General features: G+C 68.5%; 17 protein-coding genes. 7 read left to right on the plus strand and 10 right to left on the minus strand.

Annotation, left to right across the window (positions count from 1 at the left end; translation table 11 throughout):
• Positions 1–274 precede the first annotated feature (274 nt).
• The 4 genes from IEY61_RS28065 to IEY61_RS28080 all read right to left on the minus strand — a co-directional run bounded on the left by IEY61_RS28065 (position 275) and on the right by IEY61_RS28080 (position 8721).
• Positions 275–628, minus strand: coding sequence for a hypothetical protein (locus tag IEY61_RS28065; protein WP_189049717.1), 354 nt, complete (start codon positions 626–628; stop codon positions 275–277).
• 1082 nt (positions 629–1710) lie between these two features.
• Positions 1711–6141 (minus strand): caspase, EACC1-associated type, encoded by a 4431-nt coding sequence (locus tag IEY61_RS28070; RefSeq protein WP_189049719.1) that lies wholly within the window; start codon positions 6139–6141, stop codon positions 1711–1713.
• Entirely contained in the window at positions 6138–6647 is a 510-nt protein-coding gene (locus IEY61_RS31900) for an effector-associated constant component EACC1 (protein ID WP_308424598.1), read from the minus strand. The genes IEY61_RS28070 and IEY61_RS31900 overlap by 4 nt, the downstream gene beginning before the upstream one ends.
• A 160-nt stretch (positions 6648–6807) precedes the next feature.
• Positions 6808–8721, minus strand: coding sequence for an N-6 DNA methylase (locus IEY61_RS28080; RefSeq protein WP_189049723.1), 1914 nt, complete (start codon positions 8719–8721; stop codon positions 6808–6810).
• A 99-nt stretch (positions 8722–8820) separates the two neighbouring features.
• On the opposite strand from IEY61_RS28080, the gene IEY61_RS28085 reads away from it, so the two are divergent.
• From IEY61_RS28085 to IEY61_RS28095, 3 genes are all read left to right on the plus strand, one after another.
• Complete coding sequence (locus IEY61_RS28085) at positions 8821–9378, plus strand: DUF4352 domain-containing protein (protein ID WP_189049724.1); 558 nt, start codon at positions 8821–8823, stop codon at positions 9376–9378.
• 70 nt (positions 9379–9448) lie between these two features.
• On the plus strand, positions 9449–9652 hold the full coding sequence (locus tag IEY61_RS28090) for a hypothetical protein (protein ID WP_189049726.1): 204 nt from the start codon (positions 9449–9451) through the stop codon (positions 9650–9652).
• A gap of 136 nt (positions 9653–9788) precedes the next feature.
• Entirely contained in the window at positions 9789–10046 is a 258-nt protein-coding gene (locus tag IEY61_RS28095) for a hypothetical protein (protein ID WP_189049728.1), read from the plus strand.
• Positions 10047–10081: 35 nt separating this feature from the next.
• Here the strand turns inward: IEY61_RS28095 and IEY61_RS28100 are convergent, their stop codons facing one another.
• Both IEY61_RS28100 and IEY61_RS28105 read right to left on the minus strand, forming a co-directional pair.
• Positions 10082–10759, minus strand: coding sequence for a YqjF family protein (locus IEY61_RS28100; RefSeq protein WP_229706512.1), 678 nt, complete (start codon positions 10757–10759; stop codon positions 10082–10084).
• A 122-nt stretch (positions 10760–10881) separates the two neighbouring features.
• Entirely contained in the window at positions 10882–12729 is a 1848-nt protein-coding gene (locus IEY61_RS28105; protein WP_189049732.1) for a glycoside hydrolase family 15 protein, read from the minus strand.
• A 314-nt stretch (positions 12730–13043) separates the two neighbouring features.
• Here IEY61_RS28105 and IEY61_RS28110 point away from each other — a divergent pair, with 314 nt between their 5' ends.
• From IEY61_RS28110 to IEY61_RS28125, 4 genes are all read left to right on the plus strand, one after another.
• A complete protein-coding gene (locus tag IEY61_RS28110; RefSeq protein ID WP_229706513.1) occupies positions 13044–15176 on the plus strand; it encodes a PQQ-dependent sugar dehydrogenase in 2133 nt (710 codons plus the stop codon).
• A 19-nt stretch (positions 15177–15195) separates the two neighbouring features.
• Complete coding sequence (locus IEY61_RS28115; protein WP_189049734.1) at positions 15196–16176, plus strand: sugar phosphate isomerase/epimerase family protein; 981 nt, start codon at positions 15196–15198, stop codon at positions 16174–16176.
• 134 nt (positions 16177–16310) lie between these two features.
• Positions 16311–16817 (plus strand): Pycsar system effector family protein, encoded by a 507-nt coding sequence (locus tag IEY61_RS28120; protein ID WP_189049736.1) that lies wholly within the window; start codon positions 16311–16313, stop codon positions 16815–16817.
• Between the two features lie 8 nt (positions 16818–16825).
• Complete coding sequence (locus tag IEY61_RS28125) at positions 16826–18373, plus strand: hypothetical protein (RefSeq protein WP_189049737.1); 1548 nt, start codon at positions 16826–16828, stop codon at positions 18371–18373.
• On the opposite strand, the gene IEY61_RS28130 is transcribed toward IEY61_RS28125, so the two are convergent.
• Genes IEY61_RS28130 through IEY61_RS28145 form a run of 4 tightly spaced genes read right to left on the minus strand, consistent with a single transcriptional unit; the run spans position 18356 to position 22460 of the window.
• Entirely contained in the window at positions 18356–19210 is an 855-nt protein-coding gene (locus IEY61_RS28130; protein WP_308424599.1) for a Crp/Fnr family transcriptional regulator, read from the minus strand. The genes IEY61_RS28125 and IEY61_RS28130 overlap by 18 nt on opposite strands.
• Complete coding sequence (locus tag IEY61_RS28135; RefSeq protein ID WP_189049741.1) at positions 19107–20702, minus strand: protein kinase family protein; 1596 nt, start codon at positions 20700–20702, stop codon at positions 19107–19109. The genes IEY61_RS28130 and IEY61_RS28135 overlap by 104 nt, the downstream gene beginning before the upstream one ends.
• A complete protein-coding gene (locus IEY61_RS28140) occupies positions 20699–21829 on the minus strand; it encodes a protein phosphatase 2C domain-containing protein (protein WP_189049743.1) in 1131 nt (376 codons plus the stop codon). Before IEY61_RS28140 ends, IEY61_RS28135 begins: the two co-directional genes overlap by 4 nt.
• Positions 21819–22460, minus strand: a complete 642-nt coding sequence (locus tag IEY61_RS28145) for a vWA domain-containing protein (protein WP_229706515.1) — start codon at positions 22458–22460, stop codon at positions 21819–21821. Before IEY61_RS28145 ends, IEY61_RS28140 begins: the two co-directional genes overlap by 11 nt.
• Positions 22461–22501: the final 41 nt, after the last annotated feature.

The raw sequence follows: 22501 nt of genomic DNA on the forward strand, positions 1-22501 counted from the left end.
CCTTCTCGGGATCATGGTGTCTCAGCAACTCGATGATCACCTACGGGCCGCACCCGTCCTACATGGACCCCGATCCCACCCAAACTTCCAGCTCAACCCGCCCTCAAGCGACTACGCAACAGCCCTGAGCCGGAGGTGCTGGCAAAAGCAGGCGGCGCATGCGGGGACCTACGTGACGACTTGCGACGCAGCGCTGCGGACGTCGATGGCGAAACGCTGGCGGCGGTTGCGGGTCTGCCGGGGTGGCGCACCCGGGCAGCCGCCACTCGGTACATCACAATCCCACGCCACCACCGCTGGTCGGCTGGCCGCCCCGGATCATGCCGTGGTCCAGGTCGGGGTGAGGTATTGCCCACCAGAACACGATCGGCGTCCACAACATGGTGAGTCCCGCTACGCCCAGCCAGGCCGGCACGATGGCGGCAAGCGGCGGGATGGCCCGGCCACCGATCAGCGGAACCCACCGTGGCACGACTTCGCCCCAAGGTTGTACGAGGCCCAGAGTGAGCATGGCTGCCGCCTCGGTCAACACGCTGAGCGCGATCAGGTACAGCGGTCCCCATGCGGTAGGACCGACCAGGTAGCGCAGTCCCTGCTCGGTGTAGCCGAGCGGGAATCCCAGTGCCAAACCGATCCGCCACAAGCCTGACGGCACCGCAACCAGGGCCGCCGTGTGCGCCGCCCAGCGGGCCCAACGCGGCGTCGTGGTCGCCGTGCGCGTCGGCAGGTCAGGGGAAGTGACGGGTGGCGCGACGATTGCCATAAATGTCCTTTTATCGGTTGCGCAAGGGCATATGCACCACAGCGTTGCCCAGGCCGCCGCCACTGCCCATCGCGGAACCGATCTGTACGCCCACCAGGGCCGCCGTGAACACTCATGCCACCAAGATCGCCGATTCGGGCGCCATGACGCCTCCCCGCCCGAGGGGATTCGTCTCCCATCCAAGAGGGAGGTTCGAATTCTCGGGCAGCCCGTCAAAGCTCCCTTGCGCGCTGGTACCACCATCGACCTGCCGCCCAGTCGGTCCACCACAAGGCAGGCAACGTTCGGCGCTTGAAGTCGTCATCAAGCGGGAAGATCACCCGTTCCAGATCCTTGCGCGCCCCACGTGACAGCTGTCGCAGAACGTCTTCGAGCAAGTCGCGGGCGTCTTCTGGCTCCAGGCCGGGGCTGCTGGCGCTTTGGCCGTCAAGGTATCGGCCAGGTTGCCGAAGCAGCGACCTGTACCTCTCCAACGCGTCGGCAATCGCATTGGGCCAGTAGTGCGCGGCCTCCACTCGCCGCACCGCAACGCGAGTCAACGCCGATACCCCCCGGACGCGGCGAACCGGATAACCGCGAGCAGGTTTCCAGCGCTCCTGCCTGAGGAATTTGGGCTTCCTACGCGGCATAGCCCTTTCGTGGCGAGGTCATGCGACGAATGGTGCCACAGCGGTTGGGTCCGCACCATCGGCACCCATGCTCGTAACTGTGAGCGTACTATGCAATGACGCAAGGTGCTGAGCGGTACGACGTGCACGAGGTAAGACTGTGCAGGTGCGCGGCGTGCGGCGGACATGTCTTCGGCGTTCGTGGTGATCTCGAGGAGCACGCAGCGAAGCGCATCTGTCACAGTTGCGGTGCGGAGCATTTCATCGCGGACAGCGGCCAGTATTGGAATGACGCCAGATCCGGCATCATGGTCCGCGAATGCGACGGGCACGGCGACTTTAGTCTCCGGACGGATATGGACAGGTCTCCACGAAATCAGCGGTCGGGACGTGGTCGGCCCACTGCTCGCGGGTGAGGCCACCGCCCGCCACCCGGCAGGCCATGCCAACGGTGTCGGTCGCGATCTCGGGATGGTCGCCGATGTCCACGACATAGGCAGATCCCCCGCTGGATAGGATCATCGTCCGTCCCTGCGGGCCGCCTAGCACCACGTCGTTGACTGCCGCACTGAAACGGCCGAACGTGAGCGCGGAATGCGGCCGACCTGGGTCGGCAACGCTCCACAGTCGCACCGTGCCGTCCACTCCCGCACCCGCCAGCAGCTCGCCTTCGGGATGGTAAGCGAGTCGCTTGAACTGTGGCATGTCGCCCCCGACCGGCTCGATCTCACCCTGCAAGCGTGCGCTCCCGGCGTGATCCGCGTCCCACAGGTCCACACCACCGTCTGCTTTGGTTCCGACAACAGCAGTGGTGGCCGCGACCGTGCTGCCACTTGGGGAAAACGCCACCTGCGTGCGCGAGTAGGAGTGGTCGCCGGAGAGGAGGGTTTCCTTTCCGGAGGCAAAGTCCCAGAGCAAGAGCCTCGCGCCCGCGAGCAGAAGCCTACGGCCGTCCGGGGCGAAGGTGATGTCAACCGCAGGGAATTCGGATTCGTCATAAGATGCGGTGAGGACAGGCAGAGCAGGGTTGGACACATCCCAGACCCGCACCTGTTCCACCTCGTTTACGGCGAGCAGCGGCGCATTGGGGGCGAAGGCCAGCATGGTCCAAATGGACTGGTCATCGCCGATCAACGAGCCTTTAATCTGTGGACGAGCCCGGTCGGAAACGTCCCAGAGAGTGACCGTACCGCCGTGGTTCACTGTCGCGAGCAGAGTGCCATCGGAGCTGAAGGCGACATCGGAGATGCTATCACTCAAGCCGATGACGGTACGGCCATCGACGGTGGGGAACTCGTCCTCGACAGGGTTTTCCACCTTGGCGAGCAAGCGTGGCTTGGCAGGATCGGACAGATCCCACAGGCCGATCCACTCGCGTATAGCGACGGCGAGGGTCGTGCGGTCCGGCGCGAGCGCCAAAAGGTGCGCGTTCGGTATCACGTCCAGGAGCTTCGACTGGTCAACGTCGGTCATGTCCCAGCGGATGAGCTCATCGAAGGCCACCGAGACCAGCGAGCGGCCGTCTGCGCTGAACCTTGCGGCATACACGAACGACGTGTGCCCGGTCAGCCGAGCCTCCGCAGTCATCTCACGCGGGTCGGCGACATTCCACAAGATGACGCTGTTGTCCCAGCTTCCGCTGGCCAGGTGCCGGCCGTCTGAGGAGAAGTCGAGGGAGGCGACGAGATCCGCGTGAGCTGTCGCCTCGTCGAGGACCTTCGGATCCCGGGTCGAGCGTAGGTCAATCAGTTTGACCACGCGTTCATCGCTCGCCGCCAGCAGTTCGCCGTCCGGGCTGAATGCCAATTCCCCGCCGGCGTCCTTCACCAAGCCGCCGGGCCGGGGTTTACGGGGATTCGACAGGTCCCACGGACGCAGGTCCCCGTAGTTGTCTGCGGTGACCAGCAGGCGGCCGTCCGGGCTGAACACGACCAGGTCGCGCTGCACCAAGTTGAGGTCACTCGGTGCCTCGACAACGGAGAGCCTCCGGGGGCCGGCCGGGCTCCGGACGTCCCACAGGGTGAGCACGCCGGGCCCGATGGCCTGGGACCAGCCGGTGGCCGCCACTATGGCTCCGTCAGGGCTCACGGCGACGGACGCCGGTCTGTCGGGCTGTTCGCCGCCATTGTCCGTCCGCAGTGTCGCCACATGACGCGCCGGCCCATCCCGCGACAGGCCCGCGAGGTCCCACAGTCGCACCTCGTCTTCACCGCATGTGGCTACGAGCATCCGATCGTCGGGTCCCCCGAAGGCTACGCTGCTACTCACCCCGGCCTTCGAGGGACAGGGCACCCGTGCCGCTGCGGTGTGAGGAACGGTCGAGCGGCTGATGTCCCAGAGTGCCAGCTCCTCACCGCTCGCTGCGGCTAGCATCCGCCCACCGGCGTCGAGCACCGGATCGGTCAGCGCCGCAGGCAGCTTGGAGATGCCGCGGAACGCGGTGCCTGCCAGGGTTTCGTAGAGCACTCGGCGGGTGTCCGCGCTAGGGCGCAGAGTATGCGCGGCGAGGCTGAGCCGCAGTGCGGTGCGGGGGTCGGTCGAAGCGAGGCTGCCGGCCTCGGTCAGGAGCGAGCGAGCGGTGACGACCCGCTGTTGCGCCTCGGCGTTGCGCTGTTGCCGCACGGCGGTGACGGCTGCGACGATCGTGAGACACAGAGCGACGGCTACTGCGGCCAGCGCTCGTTTCAGTGTCTTGGTCCGGCGCTGCTCGCGACGCAGTTCGCTCGTCTCCGCAGCCTGCCCGGCCACGAGGAAATCTCGTTCCTTCGCGGGCAGTTCTGACTGCTCGGCGATTTCGGCGGCCGCCTGAAGCCGGCTTCCTCGGTAGAGGAAGGCGGCGTCGCGGCCCGCAGTGTCCCACTCCTCGGCTGCGGCGCTCAACTGCTGCCGCAGCAGCAGGTCGGCGGAGTCCTCCTCGATCCACCGCTGCAGCGGCCACGCCCGCAGTAGCGCCTCGTGCGCGATCTGTACCGTGTCTCGGTCGGCCGTCAACAGGCGTCTGTCTGCCAGCTGTTCGCGGATTCCGCTAGACCCGGCAGGCAGGGTGGTGACCGGGACCCGGTGCCGTATGACGGCGGGTCCGCCGCCCGGGGGGAGATGGACCAGTCGCAGCAGCAACTCCCGCATCATCGCCCGTGCGTCGCCGTCCAACGCGTCGTAGCAGTGCTGGGTCGTAGTGGCCACCGAACGCCAGATGCCGCCCGTGGCCTGGTATCCGGCCAGGGTGAGCCTGGCCCCGATACGGCCGCGCCATGTCTCCCGCAACGCATGGGCCAGGAAGGGCAGTGCCGCCGCGTCGTGGGCGTCGCGCCCCGACCGCAGATCGTGCAGCAGCAGGTCGGTCAACCCCCGCTCGACGGTCAGTCCGACGGCTGCCGCCGGGCCCTCAACGGCGACGCGCAGTTCCCGTTCGCGCAGCGGGGGGACGGTGAGTTGAGCCAGTGCCAGCGCACTTTCGAGCTCGGGGTGTTCCAGACAGCTTCCGTAGTGGTCGGCGCGTAGGGCGAGGACGACACGGGGCCGGGAGCCGGATCTGTTCTGGGTGATCAGGGAGAGGAAGGCGGAACGTTCGTCGGGTGTCTGACAGCGGGTGAATATCTCCTCGAACTGATCGATTACCAGTAGCCCGCAGGCGGGCCGCTCATTCCGTGGCGCCGGGAAACACCCGCGTTCCAGTACGGCCTGCACCTCGTGCGTGTCCCGCCCGGTGGCCCGCGCCCACGCCTCGGCCAGGGTGCGCATCGGATGCGGTCCGGGCGCCGGAACCAGCAGCGCGGGCCCGAGCCTGGAGGCACGGGCATCGAGCCCGGCGAGCAGGCCGGCCCGCAGCACGGAGGACTTGCCTGCCCCGGAGGCGCCGACCAGCACCACCGGGGCACCGTCCGGCGCGTCCTCGATCATCTCGAAGAGGCGCGAGGTGACCTCCTCCCGTCCGAAGAAGTGCGCACTATCCTCGGTGCGGTAGGGCTGCATACCCGGGTATGGGCACGGCAGGTCGGCCGGCCCTTCGCTCTTCTCGTCGGTCAGACCGGCCGGGTAGGCGCGGTTGCGCGCGAGCACGACCGATCCCAGTGTGCCTTCGCTCTGTCTGGCGGGACTGACACGCCCGTCGTCAGCGAACTCCGCGTCAAGAGCGGCGTGTAGTCGGTCGGCGGTCAGCCACAGTGGTCCGGCCGGGTCACCGGCGTTGAGGAGTCGGAGCAGCCGTCCGGTGAACAGGGTATGTCGTTCGCCCTCCGGGGCGAACGACAGCGCGTAGTGCGAGGCCGATGTGAGCAGGAAGCTGCCCGGGGGCCGCGAGGAGGCGAAGGGCCCGCGTACTCCGCCCGCCGCGAGCGGAGCGACCGCGCGGCCGGAAAAGCAGCAGTCGAGAACGACCAGGCTGCCGTTGCGCGTTTCGCCCAGGAGATCACGGATGGTGCGATACGGAATTGACTGCGCGACGTGCCGGGTGGACCGGCTGGCCCGGGTGGCGAGGTAGAGGTCATCGCGCGGACCGAGCAGGCCGTGCCCGGCGTAGTAGAAGAGTACAGGTCCGTCACCCGCGGCTGCCGCCTCCTCGACCGCGTTGATCACCTCGACGGCGTGGGCGTTAGCCGGTACGCGCACGACATGGTCGGGAGCCATACCGCACACTTCGATCAGCGTGTCACGCAGATCGTCGAGTGTCGTGTCGACGGACGGCAGATCGGGCAGTTCCGACCTGCGGACGTGGCCCCCGGTGCCGTACAGGACCGCTCGGGTGCCCGGGGCCGCGAGACCACCCGTCACGTCGTCCGGGATTCCGGTGACTTCTCGTCGTCCTGCGGCGGGCGGACCAAGCGCTCGGCGAGGTCGGCTGCCTCCTGCGGGCTCAACGCGCGGGCCTGGCGAGAGGAGAGGGTGATCTGAGTGCCGTCAGGCCGAGTCACACTGATCGTGTAGTTGCTGCGACGGGTCTGCACCCAGGCCACCAGGGCTCCTGCGAAGACTGCGGCGACTCCGCCGGGCTCCAGCACCGCCAGCAGCGCGTCGGCCGTCGACCCCATGACCCCGGACGGGACCTCGTCCCGTTGCGCGCGCTCGATGCGTCCCCTCAACTGCGGCACGTCCGTCAGCCACTTCCCGAGGTCCGCAGCGACTTCGGCCGCGCCACTCTCATCGCCGCATACCGTCACCAGAAGCCGCACGATTCCCCCGAGGTCTGATGTCTCCTGCGAGCGGCAGACGCGCCCAAGGCCAAGCCGCCCTCCTCGCCCTGCCAACAGCATGCCGAACGCGAACCACGTACGGCACATCTTTGTCGGCAAGGTTACCGGCTCTACCGTGGACGGTGTGGTGCTGGGGACGACACCCAGGGTTGCTTGAGCTCCGGCGAGAGCGGCTCGATGGCGCGAGTCATTGCTTCGATGCTGGGCCCGGCGAGACCGGGCTTCGGTGCGAAGACTAGCTGGTAGCTCAGCGCGAGTCCCCGTCGGGTCGTAGTGATCCCCGGGCCAGGCCTTCGGCGGTGAGCTGCACCAGTTCCGCGCCGAGCAGCGCCGCCTGTCGGACCGCTGACTCGAACGTGTCCAGCCGCTGGAACGCCGCACCGTACACCCGCTGCTCGTCTGGCGGCAGCCGGCGTACCTGAGCGCGGCGGACGTCGAAGCGCAACGTGCCGGACAGGCTCGACGCCTGCTTCTCGTTGGTCGAGGTGCGCAGCTGCCCGGCCAGGAACCACGGATCCAGCGCCGCCGGGTTGGGGCGCAGCAGGTAGAGGTTGCGCCCCAGCAGGGCACCCTCGGCGGTGACCACCCGGGCGGTGAGCTGCCGGGCGACCATCGGGACCACCACGTCACCGACGGCGAGCGGAATCTGCTGGCCGAGCCGGCCGTCGTCGTGGCCGGAGGGTGGTTCCCCGTCGAGCACGTCCTGCACGGTCAGCACCGGCGGCCCGCCCGCGACCGGCCCGACGCTCTCGGGTGCTGCGGCGCGGATCGGGCCGAGCAGGTGCAGCGCGCCGGAGCGGACCAGCTCCCCCACCGTCAGGAACTCCCCGTCCGGCCCGTCGGGCGCGGGCGTGACCCGGGGCATCAGCGCCGGCAGGTCGCCGACGACGGCGGCCAGCCGCTCTCTGGTGCGTACCACCTGCTCTCCGGTGGCCTCGCCCGCGACGGCGGGTTGCCGGCGCGCGGGGGTGAGGTCGACCTCCTCGTCCAACAGTTCGATGGTCGGCATCGCGCGGGCGAAGCCGGCCTGGTCGACGTCGGCATCGGCGCTGAAGCTCCACCAGGCGGCGAGCACGCGCGGGGCGGTAGCGGCCAGGTCGCCGGCGGCGGCGTCGACCAGCAGCGTCCGCGCCGGTGGTGGTGCGTCGGGCGCGGGCCGCCGCAGCACCCACAGATGCAGGGGTACGCCGTGCGGCGCGGCCACCCCCGCCGGTAGCGCGATCACCGCACGTAACGCGCCACGGCGCAGCAGCTCGGCGCGGATCCGCCGGCCGGCGCGGCGGCTGGCCACCGTGGGTGGCATCAGGAGTACGGCGTGCCCACCGACCCGCAGGTGGGCCAGGGCGTGCTGGACCCAGGCCAACTCCGGTTCGGTACGCGGAGTGCTGCCCACGATCCATCGTGGATCGTGGCCGAGTTCGTCGTCGCCCCAGTTGGTGGCGCCGAACGGCGGGTGGCAGAGCACGGCGTCGAAGGTGCGGCCGCTGAACTCGTCGACGCGCAGCGAGTCGCCGGGGCTCACCTCGCCGGGCACCTCGCGCAGGGCCAGCCAGAGTCCGGCGAGCCGGGCCAGGTCCCCGTCGAGTTCCTGCCCGTACGCCGAGGTGCAGCCGGCGCGCACGGCGGCGCGCAGCAGGGCGCCGGAGCCGGCGGCCGGGTCCAGCACGGCGCCGCCGCCGACGCCGGCCAGCCCGACCATCAGGTCGGCGAGGTCGTCGGGGGTGGCGAAGGGGCGGCCTGGGCCGGGGGCGGAGAAGCGTTGCCACAACTCGTCGAACGCGCCCTGCGGGCCGAGTTCGTCGGCGAGCGCGTCGAGGTCGGGCAGCAGTGGCGCCAGGTGAGGTTCGGCCGGGCGGCGGGGGCGTTGACCGCGTTGCCGGGCCAGCAGCAGCGCGCCGACGGCGGCGAGGCCGGCGGCCGGGGAGTCGCTGGACGGCGCGAGGCGGCGCCAGAGCCGGTCGGCGGTGCCCAGCTCGGGGAGCTTGCCCTGGGCGCGTAGCCACTGCTCGACCTGGGTCAGGTCGAACTCGGGGCTGGCCGCTGTGCCGCCCACCGGCGCGGGGAAGTCGGGGTGCCGTTTGCGCCAGTTGCTGACCGCGGCCCGGCCGACCCCGGCGAGCCGGGCGATCTCCGCCGCCGTGATGGTCGGTGTCTCCTGCACGTTCGGAGTGTGTCACACCTGTCAAGCATCATGTCCGTTGACACCATTCACAGATGATGCTCTCATTGACGCCGCCACGTTCACATCAGGAGGACAACGATGCGCAAGACCACGACGATCGCCCTGCTCGCCACCGCCCTTGTCGCCCTCGGCTGCGGCGCCGGAGCCACCGACGAGATCGGCAGCACCGCCGGCGACAGCGCGACCAGCGACAGCGCGACCGACGGCGACGGCAAGGGCAAGGAAAAGGCCGCGAAGACGGCGAAGATCGGCGACCCGGCCCGCGACGGCAAGTTCGAGTTCACCGTCAAGTCGAGCAAGTGCGGCGTGAAGAAGGTCGGCAGCGACCTGCTCGGCGCCAAGGCGCAGGGCCAGTTCTGCCTGGTCACCGTCAAGGTCAAGAACATCGGCAAGAAGTCGCAGATGTTCGACGGCAGCAGCCAGAAGGCGTACGCGGCCGACGGCACCGAGTACTCCGCCGACGGCGCGGCGGCCATCTACGCCAACGAGAACGCCGAGACGTTCCTCAACGACATCAACCCCGGCAACCAGGTCACCGGTGTGGTCGTCTTCGACATCCCCAAGGACGTCAAGCTCACCAAGCTCGAGCTGCACGACTCGCCGTTCTCCGGCGGCGTCACCGTCTCCCTCAACTGACCCACCGGAGCCCGAGATAAACGAACGAAACCCCCGCCCGGGCGACGAGGACGCCGTCGCGGACCAGGCCATGACCCGCCGGTACGTGCAGACGCGGCTGGCCGAGCTCCCGGCGGGGCCGGGAGACGCCGACGCCCGGCTGCGCGGACTGCTGGAGATCTACGAGGAACTGAACGCCGACGGCCATCCCGAGCCGTTGACGCTGCTGGCCGGGGTGCTGGGCATCCCGGCGGAGATCCTGGTCCTGCACCTGCGCGCCGCCGGGCGCCGGTGAGCGCGGCACACCCCCGGCCCTTGGCTGCACGGCTCGCTCAAATTTTTTTCTGACCTTCCCTCCGGATTCTGGTACGAAATCGTCCCTCGCGGCGCTCTTACCAATAGCCGCTATCAACCCAGGAAGGAGGCACCTGATGCAGTCGCATCTCATCCCGTGGCGAAGCGGGGAGGTCGTCCCGGACCGGATCGTGACGCGCCGGTACGTGCAGGCGCGGTTGGCCGAGCTGCCGGCGCGGCCAGAGGACGCCGACACCCGGCTACGCGGCCTGTTGGGGATCTACGAGGACCTGAACGCCGACGGCCATCCGGAGCCGTTGACGCTGCTGGCCGGGGTACTGGGCATCCCGACGGAGATCCTGGTCGTGCACCTGCGCGCCGCCGGACGCCGGTGAGCGAGAGCGGCCCCCTCCGTCCGCGTGGCGAGCGGCTACCGGTGCCACCTGCCTACCCGCACCCGCACGCCGGGCGAGGCGTGGGCGAGAACGTCGCCCCGGGGAGGCGGAAGTCCGCCGACGGCGAGCAGGTTCTCGTCCAGCCGCAACGGTTCGGCGTGGTGCAGGAGCCAGGGCGGGTGCTCGGCCTCGGCGGCGACGATCTGTCCAGCGAACACCGAGAAAAGCCGATACCGCGCGGTCAGAAAGTGGACCAGTGGGTCCACTTCGACCCCGCTCAGGGCGGCGCCGATCCGGACCTCGGCGTCGCAGCGCGCGCCGCGTGGCCCCGGCCAACGACGCCGGGACCGGTAATCGAGCCGGTCGCCGTTGGCGTGGACCCGCATCCTCGACCAGAAGTACGGCAGCCCGTACGTGGCCCTGGCGGCGAGCACGGCCGGCAGGCGGGCCGCGTCCAGGGAGAAGAACCAGATGCCGCTTCGCCCGCGCTGGTCTCGCACGTACGTACGGACGTTGGTCTCGGGAAACTCCGACAGCCACGGCGCGGCGGGCACCAGCGGTGGCCGTACGTCCCGCATGAGAAACGGCACCAGGCCGACCCAGGCGGAGCCGTCCCAGGTCTCCACTTCCAGGCCAGGCGGCAGCAGCGCCTGGACGGTTTCCGGGCGGTAGCGCCAGTGCAGGAAGGTGAGCGATCTCCATTCCTGGTACATGACTGGCCGGGACACTCGCGGGGGCGGAGGTGGGGTTGTCATACTCCTCCCCCCTCCGGGTCAGGGCACCGACATCACCCGCATAATGCCATGCCCCGTGGCCACCCTCGTTCTTCGGTGACTCAGACTTGCCGCGGCGCGTAAGGGCTTGGGTGTTGCAGCAGGTCGTTGACGGTTATTGCGGCGTTGATGAGGGAGAGGTGGCTGAGGGCCTGGGGGAAGTTGCCGATCTGTTTGCCGGTGGGAGCGATTTCTTCTGCGTAGAGGCCGAGGTGGCTGCTGAAGGTGAACATCTTTTCGAGGGTGACGCGAGCTTCATCGACGCGCCCGGAGCGGGCGAGGGCTTCGGCGTACCAGAAAGTGCACATGTTGAAGGTGCCTTCGTCTCCGGGTAGCCCGTCCGGGGTGGCGGTCGGGTCGTAGCGGTAGACGAGGCTGTCGGAGACCAGGGTCTCGTCGATCGCGCGAAGCGTGGACAGCCACAGCGGGTCATAGGGCGCCACGAAGCCGACGGCCGGCAGGATGAGCAGCGCGGCGTCGAGGTGCTCCTCGCCATAGCTCTGGACGAAGGAACGCCGGCCGCGGTGGTAGCCGCGCTCCATGACCTGGTTGTAGATGGCGTTCCGCTGCTGGATCCACCAGGCGGTGTCGCCTGGGCGGCCGGTCTCCGCGGCGAGACGGACGGCCCTGTCGAGAGCAACCCAGGACATGACGCGGCTGAAGGTGTAGTCGCGGGGATGGCTGCGGCTTTCCCAGATGCCCGCGTCGGGCTGGTCCCAGTTGCGGCACAGCCAGTCGACGACTTTGACGGTGCTCTCCCAGGTCTGGTGAAAGGTGCGGATGCCGTAATCACCGGCAAGGTGCATCGCGTACAGCGCCTCGCCTTGAATGTCCAGCTGCGACTGCTCGGCCGCGCCGTTGCCGATGCGCACGGGAGCGGAACCCCGGTAGCCCTCAAAGTGGTCGAGAACCTCTTCGGGAAGGTCGGATGAGCCGTCGACGCGGTACATGATCTTCAACGGGACGCTGTTCTCGCCCGCCTCGCAGATGCGGGCGGCGATCCAGTCCATGTACCGGTCGGCCTCCTCGGTGAAGCCGAGCCCCAGCAGAGCGTGTACCGAGAAGGCCCCGTCGCGGATCCAGGCGAAGCGGTAGTCCCAGTTCCTGGTGCCACCGACCGACTCGGGGAGGCTGGCGGTCGGAGCGGCGATCAGGGCGCCGGTCGGCGCGTACGTCATGAGTTTGAGGGTGATCGCCGAGCGTTCGACCATCTCCCGCCACCGCCCCCGGTATTTGGAGCGGCCGATCCAGCGGCGCCAGTAGTCGAGGGTCTGCTCGAACAATGCCTGGACCTCGTCGATGTCGTACACCCGAGGGCCTTGGGTTGGGCCCGTCTCCAGGACCATCCCGCCCTTGTCGCCCTCGTGCAGGGTGGTGTACGCGACCAGGTCGCCGTCCTCCTCACGGATATCCTGCTGCTGGATCCGCCGCTTCCGGTAGACCGGATGGATGGTGAGTGCCATGGTGGGGCTGCGGAAGACGGCACCGTCGGGATACCGCTCCAGCTCGTGGCGGTCGCGGCCGTAGTTGAATCGGGGCCGGCATTCCAACCGGAACGGCATACTGCCCCGGACCACGTTGATGATTCGCACCAGGCGGTGCTGATCGGTTGCCTGGTCGCCAGCGATCGGCATGAAGTCGATGATCTCCGCGACACCGTCGGGGCTGATGAACCGAGTGATCAGGATCGGTGTGTCGGGCAGGTAGAGCTGCTTTCTCTGGTAGTCGATGCCGTCGGGCGAGATGCGGAGGTACCCGCCCCGCTGCCGGTCCAACAGCGCGGCGAAGATGCTGGGCGAATCAAAACGCGGCGCGCAGAACCAGTCCACCATGCCGTCGCGAGTGACCAGGGCGGCGGTCTGAAGATCGCCAATAAGCCCATGGTCCTCGATATCCGGATACTCCTGCACGCTGGCCCCCCACGTCGCCTGCCGCCCGCTTGGAGGTTAGGCCGGGATGAGACACGGGCGCGGGGTTTGCGAAGAGTTCACCCTCAGGAGGTGCTCCGACTCGCCGCGGCCTGCCGTCGGGGCGGCGAGGGCCGCGGCGAGGCGGTGAGCTGGCTTTCGCTACCTCGGCGGAAAGTTTCAGCCAGCCGAGCCGAAAGCCATAGACACATCGGCATACGCTTTGTTAGCTTCAGCCCGATCACCCCACGAAGGAGGACCCCGACCGTAACCGTCCCCGACCTGCCCCGACCAGTCCTCAGTAGCAGGAGAGGCAGTTGAAGAGACGACTCGCGCTCGCCGTGGCGGGCCTGACGACCATCGCGCTCGTCGCCCCGCCCGCCACCTCGATGGCCGCGCCCGCCAACCCGACGGCCGCCGCAGCCCCGACCAGCCCTCCCCCCGAAGCGAACTTCCAGAAGGTCACCCTCAACGACCGTCCGGGCGAACCGATGGACCTCGCCGTGCTGCCCGACCGGCGGGTGCTGCACGTGACCCGCGCCGGTGACGTCTGGTTGCACGACCCCGCCACCGGCCGCAACACCATCGCCGGCACGCTCGACGTGTACCAGCACGACGAGGAGGGCCTGCAGAACGTCGCGATCGACCCCGGCTTCGGCAAGGGCGGGAACAACTGGGTCTACCTGTACTACTCGCCGCCGATGAACACCCCGGTCGATGATCCGTCCACCCCGGACGTCAACGAGGGCGACGCGCCGGCCTGGGGCACCGAGGCGGACTTCGCGCCCTTCCGCGGGGTGATCCGGCTGTCCCGGTTCCGCCTCGTCAAGGACAAGCTGGATCTGCGCACCGAGCAGCAGATCATCGACGTGCCGGTCGACCGGGGCATCTGCTGCCACGTCGGCGGCGACATCGTCTTCGACGCCAAGGGCAACCTGTACCTCTCCACCGGCGACGACACCAACCCGTTCGAGTCCGGCGGCTACGCCCCCATCGACGAGCGCCAAGGCCGCAACCCGGCGTACGACGCGCAGCGCAGCTCGGCCAACACCAACGACCTGCGCGGCAAGATCCTGCGGATCAAGGTGGGGGCCAAGGGCGGCTACAGCATCCCGAGCGGCAACCTGTTCAAGAAGGGGACGAAGAACACCCGCCCGGAGATCTACCTGATGGGCGTACGCAACCCGTTCCGGATCGAAGTCAACCGCAAGACCAATGAGCTGTACGTCGGTGACTACTCACCGGACGCGGGCCAGCCCGACCCGCAGCGCGGCCCGGCCGGGCAGGGCAAGTGGTTCGTCGCCCGCCAGCCCGGCAACCACGGCTGGCCGTACTGCGTCACCCCGGATCAGCCGTACGTCGACTACGACTTCGCCACCGGGCAGTCCGGGAAGAAGTTCAACTGCGCCGCGCCCGTGAACGATTCGCCGCACAACACCGGGCTGCGCAAGCTGCCCGCCGTGCAGCAGCCGGAGGTCTGGTACGGCTACGGCCCCTCCGCGCAGTTCCCGGAGGTGGGCACCGGCGGCATCGGCCCGATGGCCGGCCCGGCGTACCACTTCGACCGGGCCACCACCCTGGGCCGTAACCCGGTGGGGTGGCCGGCGCACTACGACGGCAAGCCGCTGTTCTACGAGTGGACCCGCGACTACGTCAAGGCCTTCCAGCTGGACAAGCAGGGCAAGGTGAGCCGGATCGAGTCGGTGCTCCCCTCGGTCGTCTTCGACAACCCGATGGACCTGGAGTTCGGCCCGGACGGCGCACTCTACGTGCTCGAGTACGGCGACGGCTTCTTCAGCGAGAACCCGGAGGCGCAGCTGGCCCGGATCGACCACATCGGCTGGGACGGCAACCACAGCCCCGTGCCCCAGGTCTCGGCCACGGTGACCAACGGGCTCGCGCCGCTGACCGTCAAGTTCTCCAGCGCCGGCACCACCGACCCGGACGGTGACCGCCTCCGGTACGAGTGGTACCTCGACGACGACAACCGGGTCGACTCGCGGGCGGCGAACCCGACCTTCACGTACCGCAAGAACGGCATCTACGAGGCGACGCTCAAGGTCACCGACCAACGGGGACGGTCGGCCTCGGTGTCGGTGCGGGTCGTGGTCGGCAACGCCGCGCCGGTGGTCGAACTGGTCGCGCCGGTGGCCGGTCAGCCGTTCCGCTTCGGCGACACCGTCCGGTACGAGGTTCAGGTCACCGACGACCAGCCGGTGGACTGCGCCCGGGTCAGCCTGACCTACATCCTCGGCCACGACGACCACGGCCACCCGCAGACCACCGCCAACGGCTGCACCGGCTCGATCCTCACCACCGTGCCGTCCGGTCACGACCCGGCGACCGACAACCTGTTCGCCGTGTTCGTCGCGTCCTACACCGACCCCGGTGGCGACGGCCTGCCCGCCCTGACCGGGACGGACGAGGTCGTGCTCGTGCCGAGCCGGTAGACCCAGGAGAGGAGTCATCATGTGTTACGGCTACGACGGGATGGCCGCGTTACGGCGGTCCGTCGCCGATCGGCGGGGTCTGCTGCGCGGTTCGCTGGCGGTTGCCGCCGGCGTCGGGCTCGCCTCGTCGGGGATCGGCGCGAGCGCCGCGGTGGCCGGCGGCCACCGGCACGGCCACGGCCACGATCACGGCCACCAGCACACCGGCCGGCGGCGAGTTCCCCCGGGGCTGGTCAGCATCCAGCTCTGGACGGTCCGCGACGCGCTGAACGGCGAGCCAGGGTACGACGCCACGCTGCGGCACCTCGCCCGGATCGGCTACCCGAAGGTGGAGCTGGCGCTGGGCTATTTCGGGCGCAGCGCCGCTCAGCTGCGCCGCTTCCTGGACGGCATCGGCATCAAGGCCAGTTCCAGCCACGACGGGATCAGCGACACCCCCGCCGCGCTGCGCGAGAAGATCAAGAACGCGGTGACGCTGGGCCAGAAGTTCATGGTGGTGCCGTACCTGTACTCGGAGAACGCCGACGACTGGAAGCGCTGGGCGGAGCAGATGAACACCGAGGCCGCCGCGGCGGCCCGGACCGGTCTGCGCTACGGCTACCACAACCACGCCCACGAATTCACGATCGACCTGGGGCGTGGCCAGCGCCCCTGGGACGTCCTGACCAGGGAACTCGATCCCAAGCTGGTCCACCTGGAGATCGACATCTACTGGGCGGTGACCGGCGGCATCCAATCCGGTGACGGTGTGGCCGACCCCGAGGGCTTCACCCTGGACGTCATCCGCCGCGCGCCGCAGCGGACCCTTCAGTACCACGTGAAGGACCGGCACGCGGCCGACGGCGACATGGCCGACCTGGGTACCGGCATGATCGATTTCGGCCGGATCTTCCGGAAGCACTCGGTGCTGGAGTACATCGTCGAGAACGACACCCCCGACGTGACGCCCCAGCGCACGGCCGAGGTCGGCTACCGCTACCTGCACAAGCTGCGGTACTGATCCGCCAGCGGCGGGACGCTGAGGTCGGCCACGGGAGCCGACCCCAGCGCCCCGCCTTCATTGCGAGTCGCCGATGGTCCGGGTGTCTGCCAGATGGCCTGTCGTCTTCTGCGCAGTCTGGCTAGCGTCCACTCATGCCGATTGATGACTCCTGGAAGCAGCTCGCCCAGATCAACGAGATGGTGCGGTACGCGGACGCGAAGGCGGGTCTGATTCTCACGCTCAACGGCCTGTTGATCGGCCTCATCGCCGTCCGGGTGCAAAGCGAGGGTTTCCTCAGCGAGCATCCGGTACCCGCCGCCACCCTCATTCTCGCGGTGGGCTTTCTGGCCCTCAGCGTGGGCTTCGACCTCGCAGCCGTGATGCCCAGACTGGTCATCGCAAACGGGCAGCACACCTCGCTGCTGCACTTCGAACACGTCGGCAGCCGCTTCACACGTCAGCAGGACGAGTACGTCGCGGAGCTCACCGCAGTGCTGCGCGACACCGACCGGCTGAACCAAGAGCTGGGTGCGCAGGTGTGGGCGAACAGCATGGTGGCTCGGCGCAAGTATGCCTGCGTGCGCTGGAGCCTGTGGTTTCTCGCCGGAGCACTGGTCGCGACGCTGCTGGCTGCGATGGCTGCCGTACTCGGCGGGTGACGGACCGGATGGGAACATTCGACCGGGTCGCAGTCGAGCAGCTCGGCGCGATGTCCAAACTAGGCTCCGGCGGCCAGGGCACGGTGTGGGCGCTCGCAGACGGCACCTCGGTGTACAAGGAGTACGCCGTCGAGGTCCGCGACAAGCTCGACGTTGCGGCGCTTGCGGCGATGGTGGCGTTTCCGGCCGGGCTGCCCGACCGGCAGGCAGCCGCGCTGCGTACCCGCATGGCCTGGCCCACCGCGATCGTAGAGCGGGCGGGGCAGGTCGCGGGTTTTCTGATGCCGCTGGCTCCGCCGGATTTTCATGTGCGGATCTGGATGGTCAGGAATTACCAGCAGCGGTTGGCCCAGGTGCAGCTGCTGCTCAACGACCCGTCGTACCTTTCGGACCGGCGGCTCCCGGTCGACGATCAGCTGCGGCTCGAGCTGCTGCGTGACATCGCACAGACCATGGCCGACCTGCACGAGTTGGACGTGGTGGTCGGCGACCTCTCCCCCAACAATCTGTTGTTCAGCACCACCAGCCGGCCACGCTGCTACTTCATCGACTGTGATGCGATGCGGGTGGGTGGGCGCAGCATCCTGCCGCAGATCGAGACTCAGGACTGGCAGGCACCGTCTGCTGGCGAACCGATCGGCACCACATACAGCGACTCCTACAAGTTCGCTTTGCTGTGCATCCGGCTGTTCGCCGGTGACCAGACCGTACGGGATGCCACGATCCTGCGTTCGATCGATGCGGCGATCCACGAGTTGGCGGCGCAGACGCTCGCCACCGCGCCAACAGAGCGACCCAGCCTGGCCCAGTGGCGCAGAACGCTGGCAGCGGCATCGCTCGCCGCTCGACATGCAACCGCCGCCGCCCCCCGGTCGCCAGCGGCACCGGCTGCGCAGACCCGACCGGTGACGGCAGTTCCGGCCAAGGTCAGCGGCACCGCCCCCGCCAGCCCCCGCAGCCCGGCGGTCGGGGCACGGCGGCGGGTGCGCCGGCTGATGCTGCCGGTGGTGGTCGCCGCAGTGCTGCTGTTCGGGGTGCCGAACCTTTCGTCGGTGGCCACCTGGTGGCGCGACATGGGCAGGACCGATACGACGAGCGTCAACACCTCCCCGGCCGAGCAGGCGAAACAGGTCGCGGACCTGCTCGCCGTCTCCGGCCGGGACCGTAAGCGGGTGGTGTCGGCGATCGAGAACACCATCGCCTGCCGAAAACTGCCAGCGGCCGCCGACGCCCTCGGTCGCGCCGCCGATGGACGGCAGGCGGCGCTGGATCGGGCGCGGACGTTACGCACCGATCAGTTGCCGAACGGCGCGGAACTCACCGAGCAAATGATCTTGGCCTTCCGCCACTCGAAGGAAGCCGATGACGCCTACCAGCGCTGGACGTCGGCTGTCTCGTCGGCTGGCTGCCGGTCCCCTGCCATGCGCGGCAAGGACCGCGCGCGCGGCGATTCCGAGTCGGCGGCGGCCCGAGCCGCCAAAAAGCGAATCGCGAAGCTGTGGAATCCGATCGCGGAAAGCTACGGCCACCCGACCGTCTCACACCTCACCATCTGACTCCGCGCCAGCCAGCTCGCGCAGGCCAGTGAGGGATCGCACCAACATGCTGCGCCGGCCGGTGACCACCAGCCCTCGGGTACGCCACTGTTCGAGTACCCGGCCGAGAGTCCGCTGCGAGGTCAGCACCAGCCCGGCGAAATCCTCCTGCGACAGCGGCAACTCGATCAGGACACCGTCGTCGGCCCGGCTGCCGTACCGCCGGCCGAGGTGCACCAGCAGATCCGCAAGCCGCTGCTCCGGTGTGCGCGAGCCGACCGCGGCTCGGTACCTGTCCGCCTCACGCAACCGCCCCGACACGGTCCGATGCAGAATCTCGGCGGCGTTCGGATGTGACCGGAGAAATACCCGGAACTGTTCCGCCGGAAGGATCAACGCCTCGACTCGGGTCAGCGCGGAAAGAGTGGCCGACCGGCGGCCACCATCCACACCGGCCTGCTCTCCCACTAGGTCACCCGCGTTGCGGATGCCGAGAATCGCCTGGTAGCCGCGCACGCCGACGGTCGAGACCTTGACGCAACCGTCCAGCAGCACAACTGCGAAGGCAGTCGGATCACGCTCTCGGACAATCACTTCCTCCGGCGCGAAGTCTTGACGCTTGCCGATTCGAAGCAGCTCCGTACGGTGGTGATCGGTGAGTGCATACCAGAATGGCGCTTTGGGATGACCGGAACCCATTGCCTCGCCCCCTCCCGGCCAGCGATGCCAGTGTAGGGGCGCTGGCCGAAGGGAGTCAGCAGGGCGAGCTGTTTGCGTCCAGGGGACGGAGTATCCGGTACCCGTACGTGTCGGAGTAGGACAGTCGGAGGGTGAGGTGCCATCGGGTGCATGTCTCATCGGGGTCGCGCTTCGGTCCGTACCCGACCGCCTGCCGGCTGATGAACGTCAGCTCCGCCGATGTTCGGGTGCCGGCACCGGACACCGCTCGCAACGTGGCGTCGCTGTCCATCGTGGTGGACAATCCCTTGATGTAGCCAGCTCGATGCTTCGGGTCGGTGGGGTCGACCACCCCGGCCGGGTCGTAGCTGGCCAGGGCGGTGTCCCAGTCCCGATCGTTGATCGCCTCGAACCAGCGAGCCAGCATCACCGCGACGTCCCGGCCCTCCGGATGGTCGACGACCCGGTCGTAGCGCACGATCCCGACTCTCGGCTGCTCGATGTGCACCGAGGGAGACTGTCCGACAACACTGTCCAGATACGCCGTCGGCGGCGTGGCCGCCGAGTTGGCTGCCTCGTCGGAACCATCGGACCGCGCCAAGGCCACACAGCCCCATATCAGCAGTGCCACAAACACCACCAGGGCAAGAACATTCCATACCGTCCACTCATTCGAGTTGGACTGTGGCGGTGCGGCTGACTTCGGCCTGCTGAAGCCCTCGGACTTCTTGTCGCCGGCGTTGGCCGGTTTCGATGCCGGTGTCAAAAAAACACGATGCGACCCACCCATCGGCGGGTCAGCGTCGCACCGCATCACGGCGGCGCGTAGCTCTGGCAGCCATTCCGCTGGCCCAGGCCGCGCCCATGGGTCCTTGCTCAGGCTTCGCCGGGCCAGCCCGGCAAGCTCGGCCGAGACAGGGGCGAGGACGTCGGGGTCGCGGCTGATCTGATCTCGGGCGAAGAGTCGGATGGCGAGTAGGCCGAACTTGTACGCGTCCGACCGCGTCGTCGCCAGCTCCTCACCGGCGGGCACCTCCCAGTCCGGTGTCTCCGTCTGCCGCAGCACCGAGCAACCGCTGAGCCGCATCGCGTCGCAGTCGATGAAGAAGCAGCGCGGCTCAACGCCGAACTGGAAGAGCAGATTGTTGGGCGAAAGATCGCCGACGACAATCGCGAGTTGGTGTAGCCGATCAAGGGTCTCGGCGAGCGCAGCCAGCAGCAGCAACCGTTGCCGGTCGTCAACCGATACCTTGATCTTGTCCAGGTAATCGTCGGGATTGAGCAGGAACTGCAGGCCAGCCGGCTTGATCCGGCTGATGCCGTTTTGTGGCGGCAGATGGAGCTCGAAGTCGGGCGGGATCCGACGCATCAGGAACCCTCGGACCCGGCTGGCCTCGCACACGACAAGGGCGGGCCACGCGGTCTGCTCGCAGAGCCAACGCCCGGTCTCGGCAGGAAGGCTGGGCACGAACGCCACCATCCGCCGCAACTGGTCGACGTTCAGCCCGGACAGCACTCCGACGTCGTACTCCTTGTACGCCACCACCCATTCCTTGTTGATCCGGATGTCGTCGCGTACGGCCCAGACCCGGCCCTGACCGCCCTTGCCCAACTCCGTCAGCGTTTCCAGCTTGCCGCGGTCGTAGCAGGCCGGCAGCTCAAGGTCGGTCATCGCAGCGCTCCCGGCCGTGGCCACAGCGCCAGCAGGGTCCGGTCGTCATCGAACGTGTCCCGGGAGAAGTCGAGGTAGCGAGCAAAATCGAGTGGGGGCTGTGGCACCGCCAGCCGATCCGCGAAATAGCGGCCGACCGCACCCGTTCCGTCACCGAGTGGATCGCCGAAGCCGTCGGTACCCACCAGCAGCACCTCGCCCGGCATGAGCAGTTCCTCGCGCGAGGTCACTCGCGGTGTGCGGGGCAGGCCGATCACCTCGGAGGTGCAGATCCCGTCACCGTTGCGGTTCTTGCCGCCCAGAAGCGGCCGGTAGGCGTCGCCGCACAGCAGCCAAGCGGCGGAGTCACCGACCTGAATCAGGGAAGCCAGATCGCCATCCGACGTCGGACGCACCACGCCGGCCACCAACGTGCACGCCAACGCCTTCTCCGCGCGACCGGGATCAGGCTCATCCAGTCCCAGCACTACACGTGCCTGCTCGGTGAGCTGCCAAGCGCTTTGCTCCACGACGTTGTTCCAGTCGACCTCGCCACCCGGCTTGTCCAGGTCCCCGACGATGGTGTTGATCGCGGCCCGGCAGGCCGCCGTCGCGCCGATGTGGGAGAACTGTGCCGACGAGACGCCGTCCGAGATTGCGAACACCACCGCACCTGTCCGTTCGTGGCTGATCACCGCAGCGTCATCCTGGCGCGGAACGCCACGGTACCGGTGGGCGTAGCCGCGGACCGAGGCCAGCCGGATGGTGAATCGGTCAGTGGCCCAGCCGTCGGCCAAGGTGTCCGGCCGATACGAGGCGGCGTTGGCGGGAGCGGGCTCGAAATCGTGCACGGGCGTACCAATGACATCGGCCCCCCACGACGGCAGCCCGGGCGGCCACGGAGAGGGTCGGCGGGACTTGCCTCCCGCCCGCTGCGGCGGTTTCGTCCGCGCCAGCGGGATCGCTCGGACATCGGTTGGTCGTGGATATTCGCGATTGTCCGCCGGCACCGGCGCGGAGGCCGAAAACCGCGTTTCGTAGCCGGTGGAAGGCGCATCGGTCGGCGCCGGGTCATCTGGTGCCCTGCGGTGCTGGCCCTTCGGATCACGCGCTGTCGAGTCCTTGCCTCTCCGCTTGTCAAACCACATCGATGGCCATCCGGAACCCCTCGGGCTGCTGCACCACCAGCTCCGGCTGGGCCGAACCGAGCGATCGCCCGGACTCGACGATGCTCTTCGTCAGGGCCGTGCAGAACTGCGCGATCGCCGCACCGAGATCGACTCCCGCCTTGGCCACGAAGCCGTACTCGGGTTGGGTGGCTACCTCGACGATGGTCTCGGCCCGCGCGTGGCCGATGCCGCAGGCGATGATGTTGGGCGCGCCCGGCGTGACGGCACGGTCGACAAGCTGCCCGTAGACGTCGCGCCACTCGTCGGTCGGCTGTCCATCGCTGAGGAAGAACACCGCAGGCCGGTGCACCGCCCACCCCTCAGCCTTGAGCGACGCCACGTCGTGTGGGATGCGCTGCCGGAGGGCCGAGAAGGCAGACCGGTAACTGGTGCGCCCGCGGGCAAAAAGTGCGGGCAGTTCGTTCTCTCGGCGCAGGTCCGCCAGACGCAGCCGTTCCTGCACGTCGTCGGCGAATCCAAGAATGGAGAACCGCACCTTCGCCGCTGCCATCGGCTCGCCGAGCAGCGCCTCATGCAGCGAGGCCAGCCCACGATTCAGCTCATCGATGTGCGGTCTCATCGAGCCCGACTCGTCGGCCAGAACGTACACCGGCAGCAGGTTTCCTTTATTTCCAGTCATGCTGGCCTTGC

This window comes from Micromonospora sonchi, from assembly GCF_014646235.1.
Lineage (GTDB): Bacteria > Actinomycetota > Actinomycetes > Mycobacteriales > Micromonosporaceae > Micromonospora > Micromonospora sonchi.

Excerpts from the sequence above, each read along its gene's own strand:
- IEY61_RS28125 (WP_189049737.1), top strand. The coding sequence starts at position 16,826 with ATGGGAACATTCGACCGGGTCGCAGTCGAGCAGCTCGGCGCGATGTCC.
- IEY61_RS28140 (WP_189049743.1), bottom strand. The coding sequence starts at position 21,829 with ATGTGGTTTGACAAGCGGAGAGGCAAGGACTCGACAGCGCGTGATCCG.
- IEY61_RS28115 (WP_189049734.1), top strand. The coding sequence starts at position 15,196 with ATGTGTTACGGCTACGACGGGATGGCCGCGTTACGGCGGTCCGTCGCC.
- IEY61_RS31900 (WP_308424598.1), bottom strand. The coding sequence starts at position 6,647 with ATGTGCCGTACGTGGTTCGCGTTCGGCATGCTGTTGGCAGGGCGAGGA.
- IEY61_RS28120 (WP_189049736.1), top strand. The coding sequence starts at position 16,311 with ATGCCGATTGATGACTCCTGGAAGCAGCTCGCCCAGATCAACGAGATG.
- IEY61_RS28090 (WP_189049726.1), top strand. The coding sequence starts at position 9,449 with ATGACCCGCCGGTACGTGCAGACGCGGCTGGCCGAGCTCCCGGCGGGG.
- IEY61_RS28085 (WP_189049724.1), top strand. The coding sequence starts at position 8,821 with ATGCGCAAGACCACGACGATCGCCCTGCTCGCCACCGCCCTTGTCGCC.
- IEY61_RS28095 (WP_189049728.1), top strand. The coding sequence starts at position 9,789 with ATGCAGTCGCATCTCATCCCGTGGCGAAGCGGGGAGGTCGTCCCGGAC.
- IEY61_RS28130 (WP_308424599.1), bottom strand. The coding sequence starts at position 19,210 with ATGAGACATGCACCCGATGGCACCTCACCCTCCGACTGTCCTACTCCG.
- IEY61_RS28135 (WP_189049741.1), bottom strand. The coding sequence starts at position 20,702 with ATGACCGACCTTGAGCTGCCGGCCTGCTACGACCGCGGCAAGCTGGAA.
- IEY61_RS28100 (WP_229706512.1), bottom strand. The coding sequence starts at position 10,759 with ATGTACCAGGAATGGAGATCGCTCACCTTCCTGCACTGGCGCTACCGC.